Consider the following 12,471-nt stretch of genomic DNA (forward strand, 5'->3'; position numbering starts at 1 on the left):
GCCTCATTTAAGTTATGGACAGGTAAAGAGATGCCGACTGATTATATTCGTGAAATTATGTTTTCTGATGATAATAATTAGTTGAGGTATTGAATAATGGCTACTGTCAAGATTAGAAATATTGTTTTAGGTGAAGGTCTGCCTAAAATTGCTGTGCCTAATGTCGGTTCAACTGAAAAAGAGATTATGGATTCAGCTAAGAAGATTAAGGCTGCTAAACCGGATTTAATGGAATGGCGCATTGATTATTATGCTGCAGGGATTAAGGATTTTAATACACTAAATACTACTGCCAAAAAATTGCGCCAAGAAGTGGGCGAGTTACCAGTTTTAGTTACTTTTCGTACCAAAAATGAAGGTGGAGTTTGTCAGCTCGACGAGGATCAGTATTTAAATTTAGTAGAATATGTAATTACTAACAGGTTGGGTGATGCTATTGATATTGAACTTTTTCATGATGAAAAAAGAATAAAGTCTTTGGTGACTTTAGCTCATAATTATAATGTTGTTGTAATCATGAGTAACCATGACTTTGAAAAGGTACCAGCTAAAGATGTAATCGAATTTCGCTTACGAAAAATGGCGCAACTTGGTGCTGATGTGCCCAAGTTAGCCTGCATGCCTCATAGTGCCTCTGACGTTTTAACTCTTTTAACAGCGACGACAGAAATGAATAAAGAAATTGCTAATCCCCTGATTACTATGGCCATGGGCGATATCGGTAAAGTCACTAGAGTAGCAGGCCAGGCTTTCGGCTCAAGTCTGTCCTTTGGCGCTGTTGGTCAGACTTCGGCACCCGGTCAGTTATCAATTGAGGATCTGCGTAATGCGGAAAACTACTTGGCAATACAGTAAATTTTATTAAGATAATAGATATTTTGAGTTAGCTTTAAGTATTATAGCTAACTCTTTTTTGCTGAAATCAAATTTATACGAAAAATACGTGTTAAACTTTTAATGACAACACTATGTATTTCTAGGGTAACTTTAGTAATGGAGAAATGTATGACTGCAAACGAGAATATTGAATGGTTTAAAAATGCTAAATACGGCATGATGATTCATTGGGGTTTGTATTCGCTTCTTGCTGGTGAATATGAAGGAAAATCTGCAAGCAATTACGCTGAATGGATTCAGTCTAAATTGCAAATACCTGTTGCAAAGTATTGCCAGCTTGCTACCGCTTTTAACCCCATATATTTTGATGCCGAAAAAATCGTAGCATTTGCTAAAAAATGTGGTATGAAATATTTGGTAGTTACAACTAAACACCATGATGGCTTTGCAATGTACCATTCACAAGTAGATTCATATAATGTGTATGATGCAACACCATTTCAGCGGGATGTAATCGGTGAACTTGCAGCAGCTTGCCAAAAATTCGACTTAAAGCTAGGTCTTTATTATTCCCAAGACTTAGATTGGCATGAACCAAATGGGGGAGGCTACCTTTCAAATGATATTGAATCCTCTGGCACTACTTGGGACAATAGCTGGGACTTTCCTCAAAAAAATAAGAATTATAATCAATGCTTTACAGACAAAATTCTGCCCCAAATTAAGGAAATAATGAGTAATTATGGGGAGATAGCTGTTGCTTGGTTTGATGTACCGATGACATTAACTGCAAGCCAAAGTCAGAAAATTTATGAGACAGTAAAAAAATTGCAACCAAATTGCCTAATAAATTCACGTCTTGGTAATGGCAAATATGATTATGTTTCCCTTGGCGATAATGAAATTCCAAGTGAAAAAGAAAAGGAGCAAAAAGATATTAATTTTAACTCACTTAATGGCCTTAAACCTTCACCATATGGTTTATATGAGTCAGCCGGTACCACTAATAATTCTTGGGGCTTTTCTTATCGTGATCAAAATTGGAAGTCCCCTGAAACTATTTATCACAACCGTAAATATTTAAACAGCTTGGGAATCAATTATTTATTAAATATTGGACTTGATGGTTTAGGAAGGATCCCTTTGCCTGCACAGCAAAATATTGTTGCTGCAGCGAAATTGGCTGAGAAATAATAGAAAATCAATGTTGCTTTTGTAATAATTCATCATTGATTTTTTGGCTTTTACTAAATAGAATTTGAATATTGTGGTTTAACACTACAAAAGAGGCGCGTCCTAAACGGATGCGCCTTAATCAATGAAAGTAATTTTGGATTTTTTGAATGAGATCTTCTTTGGTACTTAATATAAGTTCGATATAAATTATTTTTTCTTTTTTATCTACACGGTAAAAAATATATTCATATTTATCAATTAGAACATAACAGCCATTAAATAATTCAAAAAACTTAGTAGCTTTAATGCCCAGATATGGAAATGACTTTAAATTATCCAGTTTTTCGTCTTCCCTAGCTAAAACTTCTTTTTTACTTTTTCACCAAACTTAGCCAATAAGTAGGTTTTAGGTTTTCAAAATATTCTTTAGAAGGGCTAGATAATTTTAATGAGAACATTAGCTGAGTAGTTTTCCTTTAATTTCATCAAAATTATAATGCTTTGACTTTTCAGCATTTTTCAGCTTAGTTACCAGCTCAAGAGCAGCAGTAAATTCATCATAGTCCCCAATATCTATGAGAGCAAATTTGCCATAGCCGTTTTTGGTAAGAAAAACTGGATTATCTTTTTTAACTTTGTCAAGGACTTTATTGTAATTTCTTAACTCTGAAACAGGTCGAATTTGTAACATGAGCATCACTTCCTTTGACAAATATTGTACATTATTTTTCTAATAATTTACAGTATAATAATGAGCAATAAAGTAAACCAAGATCAGATTGGCAAAAAAGGTAAAAGAAAAGAAACAAGCAGTTTATTAGCTGCTTGTTTCTTTTCTTTTTATTTATATTATCTAATTAATCTTCGTAGGTACCGACTTTTTTCAAATTACCTAAGACACTTTCACCATGAGGTGATTGTCCTATTGCAACAGTCAAATCGCGTCCTGCCAAGTTACCATGGTGTTCACCATCAGTCCAGTGTGGATTGCCAGTAACATCATAAACAACACCTTTAATAGCAACATAAGCTGGATTACCATTTTTACCATCATATTTTGCTAAAGATTCTTTTGTAAACTTCTCCATTGGAAAATATCCCCTTTCCAAATACACTTACTTATTGTTACCTATATTATAGCTCAAAGAATCAACAAGTCTAACTTTTACTTTGATTTTTTTGATAGTTAAAACGCCAGCCAGCAATATCCCAGGGGGTAAAAGCCGAATCTAACTTACGCTGGTAAGCCTTTTCATAGGCAGCTACTTTTTGCTGGTAATCGCGCTTCATCATCTGCTTAGAATTTTCATTGGCGTTCAGTTTAACATCAGGGAAAATAGGCGGCAAAACGTGAACTACATATTTAGTCTGGTAAAAATCAGGGTGGTCTTTTTCTAATTTGTCAGTTGTTTGAATTTCAATAAAAGTTGAAATAACTGGCACATTTTGCTTGGCAGCAAAGTAATAGGCGCCTCGTTTTAATTCGCGGGGCTTGCGGTAATTCCACCACATTTCCTGCTCAGGATAAATTAAAACCCAACTGTTTTGTTCTAACGCATCATGCAGGTGACGCGGAAATTCGTTACCAACATAGCTAGGGGTTTCTATTAAAGGAATTGTGCCCACATAATTCATTAGGTAACGTAATATTCCCGGTAGTTTTAAGTTTGTATCTTCAATAGCAATAGTTAAGGAATGGTGGGTTTTATTTGCTAAATGCTTAATGGGTAAAGAGTCAATTTGGTTAAAATGATTGGCGGTAATAATCGCTCCGCCTTGTGGCAAATTAGCTAAATTTTCCAGACCGATAAATGTCGTGGACGATGTAAGAACGTGCATCAAAGAATTGAAAAGCAAGTGGCCAATCCGATTATTAACTTTTCCCTTAAAAGTTTTTTGCTCTCGCCAAAAAGCATTGACTAGTTCTTTGCTTTCCTTTATTGAAAGAACAGGGTCACCAACTTCGACTTTAGCATCCCATTTGCCCTTATTAACTGCTTCTTTAATATTTTGAATTACTTGTTCACGATTGTCGCCTATAATCATAAACTGACAGGTCCTTGCTTTTTCACATTAGCCCAGTTATAAGGGTCATTAATAGTTTTATCTTCTTTAGCCAGCATGTGATCTAATTTATGCCGGTCTTCATCACGTTGCTCATCAGTGTATGTATTTAGTTCAGTCAACAGATCATTATAAAATTTGGTTTCTTTTGCGCTCTTCCAGAAATATTCTTCATATTGAACGTTTTTAAAATGCCATGGTTTAAAGAAAAGGTTGTAATGAATCAAGCTGGGATTAGTTAAAGGCTCAGTATTATCATTTGGCATGGCATCCCATTTGGGATCTAAATGTAAAATTCTTTTATCGCCAATTTCGTTTAAATAATCTTGATCAGGGGCAATACAGTCAAAATGATATTTGCTTAGTAAACGCATGAAATGATCAATAAAATTTTCATCGCGAAAAGCTTTACAGTTTAAAACCAGCATGCCGGAATTAATGTATTTTTTAGGATCAAGAACTAATACTTCTTTAATATAGGCAACCATTTTTGTTACAAATTGAATGGAGGAATCAGTACAAGCTGCAAAGAGATTATTGCCAAGTTCTGTATCATACAATTTACCAATATCATCATTTACGATTGTGTCACTGTCGATATAAATTGCCTTATCATATTGGGGAAACAGATCAGGAATAAATAAGCGGTAAAAAATGGACATGGTAAAGAAATCAGCTCGTAAATAGTTTTCCGTACGATTTTGAATGGGCGCAACTATTTCATCGTTAATCTTAAAGAATTTAACATGAACATTAGCAGAGCCTATTTCTAATAAATCTTGTTTGTGCTGCGGTGATAAGTCCTGACTTAAAAAATAGATAGTATAATCTTTATCCTCAGCAGCATTCTTTACTAAAGAGTTCAGCGAAACTGCTGCGTATTTTGTAAAATCATCACTAATTGCATAAAAAACTGGAATTGTCATATATTTATTTTCTCCAAACATTATTTTTGTACTAAATTGCTTTTCACATTGAGATAGTAATTCAGAATGTCATCATATTCGTGCAATTTTAGTACTGTATGTACCCGCTTAACATCCCATGGCTTAACTGTCAAGGTATGAAACACGGGCCAAAAGCGGAAACTGGTAGTAAAATGCTGAATTACGGTGTCCGACTGTAATTTATACTGTTCATTATAACGACGCGGAGCAATTTTCTTATTTCTGGCATAACGGTTAATTGCAGTTTGATCAGGCATTAACACGGTTCTAGTCTGCAGAAGGTGCCTAATTCTAGCGAATAATTTTGTTTTTCTAATTTCTGGCAGGTTAAGTAACAAAACGCCGGAATTAATGTAGTCAAAAACTTTATGCTCGTGCAGATTGTGAAAAAAGAACCGTCCCCAGTAATCAAGAACGCCAGCGAATTCGTAATTAGTTAGATCTTGTTGGTAAAAGCTAACGAGGCTTCGCCTGACTATTACATCAGCGTCAAGGTATAGTATTTTATTTGGCAGCTGGGGTATTTCGTCAGCGAAGAGCCTGAGCATAGCGTAAGGAGTAAAATGGGTACTCATGTTAGCAATTAGCGGCTCTCTGACAAATAGCCCCGTGCAGTCCATTAATTTTAACGTATTATGCGGATTTTGCTTCACCAAAAGGCCTTTTAAATAGTCTGCTGCATGTTTGCTGAAAGGCTTAAATTTCTTGTGATAGCTTTGAGTGTACATTGTTAGAATGTAGATATGGAGCTCCTTTGCGCCACTATTTTTTATTAATGAAAGCGTAGCGATAAGAATGCCATCTTCTGCGTTATGATCACCACAAAAAAGAATATTCATTGAGAACTCCTTAATTTATTTTTTGATACATATAATATTCGAAATCACTTGTTAGGGCTCGTTTTTGCATTGTCTGATAAACTTGCTGATGTAGTTTTTCTTGCGCCTGTTTTTTAGTGAGACATTTATCTGGGTAGAAGGGCCCATCTATGTAGACCGTTATTTGCGGTTTCTTACCCCACTTGGGCCTAGAGTAAGTTGTAGTCATAGTAAAGCTGGCAGAGTCAAGTGCAACAGGGAAATGCATGCTGTTCACTGGAAAAGGCCTGATTTTAGTGTAATAAGGCCAAACATGTGATTCAGGATAAATGACGACTACTTTTTTTGCTTTAATAACAGTAGTGATTGCTTTAATCAATTTTGCGGATTGTTCTATGTTTTCACCAACAGGAAGTCCAAAATATGGTAAAACCAGTTTGCCTAAAACAGGGATGCCCCAATTTGATTGTGCTGCAATAGCATAATATTTTTTTGCAGGAACAATGCTGAGCGGCAAAACCACATCGCCAAAAGTTTGGGTATGGTTACCGTAGATAAAAAATCCCTGATCATTTATAGCCTGCAAATTTTCTTTGCCAATTATTCGTACTCTCAGAACCAAATTAATGTAGACTATACTAATTAAATGTCCTAAAGGACGTACAATTTTAGACCAGATTTTCCTACCTAATGATTTCGGAAAAATAGCATAACTATTTGGTAAATGATAATCTTGGTTCAGGCTAACTACCAAATCATCCGTTAAATGATGATAGAAGAATTTTCGCTTGCCCATCGAACCCTTCTTTCAATAAAGTCAATAAGTAATTTTATCATGAATTGCTCAAGATTAAAAAGGGCGCTATATAGGTTATCTGTCATAATTTTTATCTTGGTTATGTGTTTCTATAAGGTTGCTAGGAGTGTTTGTTTTCCTCATAGGTGATAAATCACATATATAAGTACTGTAGTAAGTAATTACATATTGTTAATAAGAACATTTTTATAAAAACTAGATTATTTATACCTAGTAATTTCATTTATGCCTTCCATAACTTCTTTTACTAAATAAGTTTTTTCTTCAACTGTCCACAACGTTGCGTTTCAATTAATCGGTATCAAATCTAAATTTGAGATAGCAATATGTACTAATTTCTAGTATTAATTCATCTCTTATGTAAATTCATAATCATTAATATTACTATTTTTATTTTATTTGCCATATAATATAATTATTACGAAACAGTAATAACTATAAGCATTTTACGCTATGAGCCATTACTTTTAATTCTATATTATGTAATTACAAAAAAGGAGAATAATAATGAAATATACAATAGATGACTTTGCACAATTAATTGATCATACTAACTTACATGCGGATGCGACTGAGGAAGACATGAAAAAGCTTTGTGATGAAGCTAAAAAATATCATTTTAAGATGGTAGCAATTAATGAGGTTCAATCAGAATTTTGTGCCCAGCAACTAAAGGGGACAGATATTGATACAGGAGCTGCAATTAGTTTTCCTTTGGGACAAACTACAATAACTTGCAAATTGGCAGAAACTAAAGATGCGTTACAAAACGGTGCCAATGAAATCGATTATGTTGTTAATTTAACGCAAGTGCGGGTTCATAATTGGTCTTATATTGAAGATGAAATGACTCAAATGGTTAAACTTTGCCATGATCACGATGTGCCATGTAAGGTCATTTTTGAAACCTGCTACTTGACTAAAGCTGAAATTAAACAGCTGGCCTTGATTGCTAAAAAGGTGAAACCAGATTTTGTCAAAACTTCAACTGGCTTTGGCACCGCTGGCGCAAAAGTAGAAGATGTAAAACTGATGAAAGAAAATGTTGGTTCGAATGTTAAAGTCAAAGCTGCAGGTGGAATTCGCAATACCGATGATTTTTTAGCAATGATTGCAGCCGGAGCAGAACGGATAGGCACGAGCTCTGGTGTAAAAATCATTGAAACTCTTAAGCAGCGGTTTGAAAAAGATGGCATTAACTCAATTGAAATTTAAGTGTAAATAAAAAATAGTGTCAAAAAAGCCGGTGTAAGTAGGGATTATTTAGCTCTTTACACCGGTTTTTTGCATGGTATAGTATTCTTATAATGGTATAATTTAGTAAGATGAAAGTGGTGGAACTAATTGGTAAAAAAAGAACTCCCTAAATATCAAGTAATTGCCAACGATCTTTTGAATAAAATTCAAACTGGCATTTATGCGCAAAATACAATTATTCCTCCAGAAACTGAATTAGCGGATAAATATCAGGTAAGTCGACCAACAATGAGGCAAGCGATCTCATTGCTGGTCAATCAAGGTTATTTAGAGCGGCGTCGTAAAAGGGGCACCCTGGTTAAAAAAGTTAAAATCGAGCAGGAATTTACCCATTTGATTGAAAGCTATAGCGCAGAAATGAGTGCCAAAGGCATCTACCCTAAAACCAATCTGCTTTATTTTGATGAAGAAAAAGCTACACCTGAAGTATGCAAAAATTTACAGCTGCCTGAGAAAGCACCTGTCTTTAAGTTAGTGCGGCTGCGCTATGCTAATGATCAACCGATTGTTTTAGTTACAACTTATGTGCCTAAACAGAGGATACCTGAGTTGATTAATTATAATTTTGCCCAAGATTCTTTATACAGCACACTTGAAAAATACCATTTAAAAGTCACCCGGGTAATTAGAAAATTGGAAGTAATGGAAGCTGAGGAAACTACCGCCAACTTATTAAATATTGCAGTCCATAAGCCGATTTTTTACTTTCACACTCAAGGACTGACAAGGGATGAGCAGCCCATTGAGTACTCAATCGCTAAATACCGCGGAGACATTAATTCATTTATAATAGATGTCCAGCGTTAATTTGATATATAAAAAGTCTTACTTTGCCTGTGCAAGTCGAAGTAAGACTTCTTTTATTGAATTTTGATTGAGCCAACTGAGCTGATAGCAGTTAATTGGTTGGCACTGCCTTCATGCTTGTAAAAATGCTTGCCCATTCTACTGCCGTGAAAGTAGATCGAGCCTAAAGTGGCGAATAAATCGTAATCTGTCTTATGCTCTTCATCATCTATCATTTTTAGTGAACCAGCGGCTAGTTTAAAGTGGTTTTTCCCTTGCAAGCTTGTGACCCTGATAGTTCCGGCAGCCAAATTTGCATGAGAATTCATCTTACAGTGATTGATGGATAAACTGCCAGCGTCTAGCACCATTTCGGCTTTATTTTGGATCGTGACGTCCTGTAATTTTAAGGAACCGGCATTTGCTCTGACTTCAAGTTGCTGCATGTTAAGTCCAGCTAGATCAATGCTGCCAGCAAAATTATTTAGCTGGACTTCATTGAGTTCTGCAGCTTGCGGTACTGTAATTGTTATTTTAGGTTTAATTCTGCTAATATAAACTTTTTTGTGAAAATGAGGCTTTCGTTCACGAATAAAAAGGGTTTGCTCTGCCACACGAATTTTTATTCGATTAGGATTAATGTCATGAGTTGATATATGAAAACCAGCGCCTACTTGAATAGTGACACTAGCGGTGGCTATTTCGGCATCTATGTTAATAAAATTTTCTAAATCAATTTCTTGCGATTCTACTTTTTCATCATGAGCTTCAAATTCTTTGTCGAAGTCTCCGTCAATATATATTTTCATGATTAAGCTGTCTCTTATCTTTTTAACATTAATTTAATTTTTTCTTTATCTTATGATATCACGCTAGTTTAAGTGAAGCAATAAAAAAATAAAGTATTAGATTTAGTCAGCTAAAATAACCATTTAAAAAGACTAGGATTAATTTTAAAAATCAATCCCAGTCTTTTGCTTTATGTGGGTTCATCAGTTGCAAGATGTATAGAAGTTAATTTATGAGAATGTCACCATCACCACAAGAAACTTTGAGTAGAGGCGCATCCCTTAATTTTCTAGCAAAATGTCTGTGATAGTTATTACCGTGAAATATAAGTTCATCCTCTGAGGAAGTTGCCAACTGGTAACTGATCTTAGGAGGTCTGCTCATTTGGAAATCTCCTTCACTCAAATTAAAGGAACTGTCAGCCAGTAATTTTGAATCGTTGACTCTGATATCACCGTCACCCAAAGTTGCCTTAATTTTAAAGTGACTATTTGTAACAGTTAAATCACCTTCACTCAGGTTCAAGATACCACTTGTTAAAGTTGAATTAGTAATTTTTAAGTCGCCATTATCAAGGTCAAGGTTGGCTTCCTGCGTTTTAATATTATCTGTAGTAATATTGCCATCTTCTGATTGTAAATTGATGCTGGCAACTGTCAAATCAGTTAATTGCACATTACCTTCAGAAGATGATCCAGTTATTTCTTTTAGCGAGTCTGCTTCTGGAACAGTGACAATTACCTTATATGTACCATCCTCATATGCACCATTGTCTGAAATGGTCAGTTTCTCGCCATGAACCTTGGTACTGATCTTTTTTACATTAGGACCACTAACTTTAATTTGGAAGTTGTCTCCTTTAGCAATTTGGATGTTGGGTTCTTCAGCGTCAATATTAATTTTAGAGAACTTGCCTACGTTAAAGGTACGGGATTTTGCTGGTACATGATGTGAGTCTGCGTGAGTTTGATTACGATTAAAAAAGTTTTCAATATTGGTTGTTATGCCTGAATGGATATTATTGATATCTTCTCTGCCACCGTTAGTTTCACCAATACCAAGCAAAATTATACCGATAGTAATGATGGCAACACTGATTAGGTAAAACTTTTTCATTTTGATTCTCCTTGTTTTAGATAAGTTTTTAATTTTAAAATGGGTATTACTAACCAAGAAAACATCTAAGTAAAGTTTACTTGCCCACTAATTAATTAGAATATCGCCATCCATACTGGTAACTTTTAGTATCGGTTTATTTTTAACTTTTTTTGCAAAATGATTGGAATGGTAAGAACCTTTAAAAATGATTTTATCATCTGAGTGATTTGTCAATACATAGTTGATCTTAGGTGCGTTTGACATTGAAAAGTCGCCGTCATTCAATATAATTGAGCTGTTATTTAGTATCTGAGAGTCGCTAATCTTAACATCGCCATCATTTAGCTTTAGTGAACTACGTGAAAAAGTCGACTGGTTTACTTTGAGGTCACCGTCATTTGAATTTAGGTCAAGGCTTTTCGCAGTAAGCTTATTAATTAAAACGTCGCCATCTTCTATTGTCAAATTGATGCGGGGAACGTTTAAACTATTGATATAAAAATCGCCCTCTTCACAAAAACCAGTTATCTTTTTTATGGCGCTTTTAGCAGGAACATAAACATCAACGCTATAATAGCCATCGTTATAATCATGTTCAGGCTGATCCGAAATAGTGAGCATATTATGATCAACTTTAGTTTTTATTTTTTTGATGTCTGCACCGTGCCCCCCTCTAACAACCACTTTAAACTTGTTAATATCCTTAAGTGAAATTCGGATATCAGGTCTGTAACAGGCTAACTTAATATTGTCGAACTTGTTCACGTAAAAAGTTTTGCTTTCATTATAATGAGCGTGTTTACCATTATAATCATGTGACGGGTTATCATTTAATCTAAATACGACTAGTAGGATCAGCTCAATAAGTAATAGCAGTCCAAAGATTAGCCCACAAATTTTATAAAACTTTTTCATTTTTATTTTTCCTTATCTGTATTTTTTCCGGTACTAGTTTGAAAATAATTTTTCTTTAAAATATTTTTACCAAGGTTACGCATAAACTGGGTACACTTGGCAATTAAAATTTTCCCTAACTTGATAATAAATGGGAGTAATAAAAGAATAATGCCAATGCAAATTAAGGATTTACCCAAGTAAAGACAGCCGACTGGCCAGTTGTTAGTGAATAGCAGGGATAAAGATTTAAGAAAGTTTAGTCCTCCACCGACAAAGAATTTAAACAAAAAGGCTATTATAGTAAAAAATAAGCCAAAGAAAACTGCGAGTATAAAGAAGAGCACGAATAAAATTGCTAAAACGAGTGGGATGCCAATTGGAGCAGCACAAATTCCTAGTAAAATGTACCAGCTGGCCTTTAGGTTTGACTTCGGAGTCTCCTTTCTTGGAGAAACAGAATCATCTTTGCTTGAATAATCGGCTAAAATATTGATTGCTAATTGTTTGGGCGTTCCTAGTTCAGCTTCGATGGTAGAACGTCTGATGAAGTCACCGTCCAATAAAAATTCGTGGTAAAATTCGACAACATCTTCGCGATCTTTTTCAGGCAAATCAGCTAAGTTTTGTTCTAGTTCGGAAATATAATCATCAATTACTTTGGTCATTTTGCCCTCCTAATACTTGATTAACTCTTGCACTAAAATCTTGCCATTCATCTTGAATTGTATTTAGCAACCTTATCCCTTCGTCAGTAATATGATAATAGCGCCGGTTGCGTCCTTGATAAGGCTCATCATAAGTCGTTAAGCAGTTATTCTTTTTTAGTCTGCGTAAAACAGGGTAGATAGTTGACTCGGAGATAGAAAAAATCTTTTGCACATTTTGCGTCAAAGCGTAGCCATACAGATCATCTTGTTTTAGAAAAGCTAAAACCGCACCATCTAGCAAACGAGTCGGTATTTGGATTGCCATGCTTTGCCTCCCC

General features: G+C 34.9%; 15 protein-coding genes and 1 pseudogene. 5 read left to right on the top strand and 11 right to left on the bottom strand.

Annotation, left to right across the window (positions count from 1 at the left end; translation table 11 throughout):
- The 3 genes and pseudogenes from LDM92_RS07720 to LDM92_RS07730 form a co-directional block, all read left to right on the top strand.
- Positions 1-81: pseudogene (locus tag LDM92_RS07720) on the top strand (serine protease); the annotation flags it as partial.
- Positions 82-96: 15 nt separating this feature from the next.
- Positions 97-855 (top strand): type I 3-dehydroquinate dehydratase, encoded by a 759-nt coding sequence (aroD, locus tag LDM92_RS07725; protein WP_223902732.1) that lies wholly within the window; start codon positions 97-99, stop codon positions 853-855.
- A gap of 150 nt (positions 856-1,005) precedes the next feature.
- Positions 1,006-2,031 (top strand): alpha-L-fucosidase, encoded by a 1,026-nt coding sequence (locus LDM92_RS07730; protein ID WP_223902733.1) that lies wholly within the window; start codon positions 1,006-1,008, stop codon positions 2,029-2,031.
- Positions 2,032-2,470: 439 nt separating this feature from the next.
- Here LDM92_RS07730 and LDM92_RS07735 read toward each other — a convergent pair whose 3' ends face one another.
- From LDM92_RS07735 to LDM92_RS07760, 6 genes are all read right to left on the bottom strand, one after another.
- A complete protein-coding gene (locus tag LDM92_RS07735) occupies positions 2,471-2,704 on the bottom strand; it encodes a type II toxin-antitoxin system prevent-host-death family antitoxin (protein ID WP_223902734.1) in 234 nt (77 codons plus the stop codon).
- A 166-nt stretch (positions 2,705-2,870) separates the two neighbouring features.
- On the bottom strand, positions 2,871-3,101 hold the full coding sequence (locus tag LDM92_RS07740; protein WP_034981697.1) for a cytochrome b5 domain-containing protein: 231 nt from the start codon (positions 3,099-3,101) through the stop codon (positions 2,871-2,873).
- A gap of 70 nt (positions 3,102-3,171) precedes the next feature.
- Entirely contained in the window at positions 3,172-4,059 is an 888-nt protein-coding gene (locus LDM92_RS07745; RefSeq protein WP_223902735.1) for a lysophospholipid acyltransferase family protein, read from the bottom strand.
- Positions 4,056-5,003 carry a glycosyltransferase family 8 protein gene (locus LDM92_RS07750; RefSeq protein WP_223902736.1) on the bottom strand — a complete coding sequence of 316 codons (948 nt, stop codon included), beginning with the start codon at positions 5,001-5,003 and terminating at the stop codon, positions 4,056-4,058. The genes LDM92_RS07745 and LDM92_RS07750 overlap by 4 nt, the downstream gene beginning before the upstream one ends.
- 20 nt (positions 5,004-5,023) lie before the next feature.
- On the bottom strand, positions 5,024-5,863 hold the full coding sequence (locus LDM92_RS07755) for a glycosyltransferase (protein ID WP_223902737.1): 840 nt from the start codon (positions 5,861-5,863) through the stop codon (positions 5,024-5,026).
- A 10-nt stretch (positions 5,864-5,873) separates the two neighbouring features.
- Complete coding sequence (locus tag LDM92_RS07760) at positions 5,874-6,638, bottom strand: lysophospholipid acyltransferase family protein (RefSeq protein WP_223902738.1); 765 nt, start codon at positions 6,636-6,638, stop codon at positions 5,874-5,876.
- Positions 6,639-7,166: 528 nt separating this feature from the next.
- Between LDM92_RS07760 and deoC the strand changes: the two genes are divergently transcribed.
- Both deoC and LDM92_RS07770 read left to right on the top strand, forming a co-directional pair.
- On the top strand, positions 7,167-7,874 hold the full coding sequence (gene deoC / locus LDM92_RS07765; RefSeq protein WP_223902739.1) for a deoxyribose-phosphate aldolase: 708 nt from the start codon (positions 7,167-7,169) through the stop codon (positions 7,872-7,874).
- A gap of 129 nt (positions 7,875-8,003) precedes the next feature.
- Complete coding sequence (locus tag LDM92_RS07770; protein ID WP_045927371.1) at positions 8,004-8,723, top strand: GntR family transcriptional regulator; 720 nt, start codon at positions 8,004-8,006, stop codon at positions 8,721-8,723.
- 53 nt (positions 8,724-8,776) lie between these two features.
- On the opposite strand, the gene LDM92_RS07775 is transcribed toward LDM92_RS07770, so the two are convergent.
- From LDM92_RS07775 to LDM92_RS07795, 5 genes are all read right to left on the bottom strand, one after another.
- Positions 8,777-9,511 (bottom strand): DUF4097 family beta strand repeat-containing protein, encoded by a 735-nt coding sequence (locus LDM92_RS07775; protein ID WP_045927372.1) that lies wholly within the window; start codon positions 9,509-9,511, stop codon positions 8,777-8,779.
- A gap of 205 nt (positions 9,512-9,716) precedes the next feature.
- Positions 9,717-10,607, bottom strand: a complete 891-nt coding sequence (locus tag LDM92_RS07780; RefSeq protein WP_223902740.1) for a DUF4097 family beta strand repeat-containing protein — start codon at positions 10,605-10,607, stop codon at positions 9,717-9,719.
- 87 nt (positions 10,608-10,694) lie between these two features.
- Positions 10,695-11,504 carry a DUF4097 family beta strand repeat-containing protein gene (locus LDM92_RS07785; RefSeq protein WP_223902741.1) on the bottom strand — a complete coding sequence of 270 codons (810 nt, stop codon included), beginning with the start codon at positions 11,502-11,504 and terminating at the stop codon, positions 10,695-10,697.
- Between the two features lie 2 nt (positions 11,505-11,506).
- Positions 11,507-12,151, bottom strand: coding sequence for a DUF1700 domain-containing protein (locus LDM92_RS07790; protein ID WP_187154792.1), 645 nt, complete (start codon positions 12,149-12,151; stop codon positions 11,507-11,509).
- Complete coding sequence (locus LDM92_RS07795) at positions 12,135-12,458, bottom strand: PadR family transcriptional regulator (RefSeq protein WP_187154793.1); 324 nt, start codon at positions 12,456-12,458, stop codon at positions 12,135-12,137. Before LDM92_RS07795 ends, LDM92_RS07790 begins: the two co-directional genes overlap by 17 nt.
- Between the last annotated feature and the right edge of the window lie 13 nt (positions 12,459-12,471).

Origin of the sequence: Lactobacillus laiwuensis (assembly GCF_019972835.1) — a bacterium.
Classification (GTDB): Bacteria; Bacillota; Bacilli; order Lactobacillales; family Lactobacillaceae; genus Lactobacillus; species Lactobacillus laiwuensis.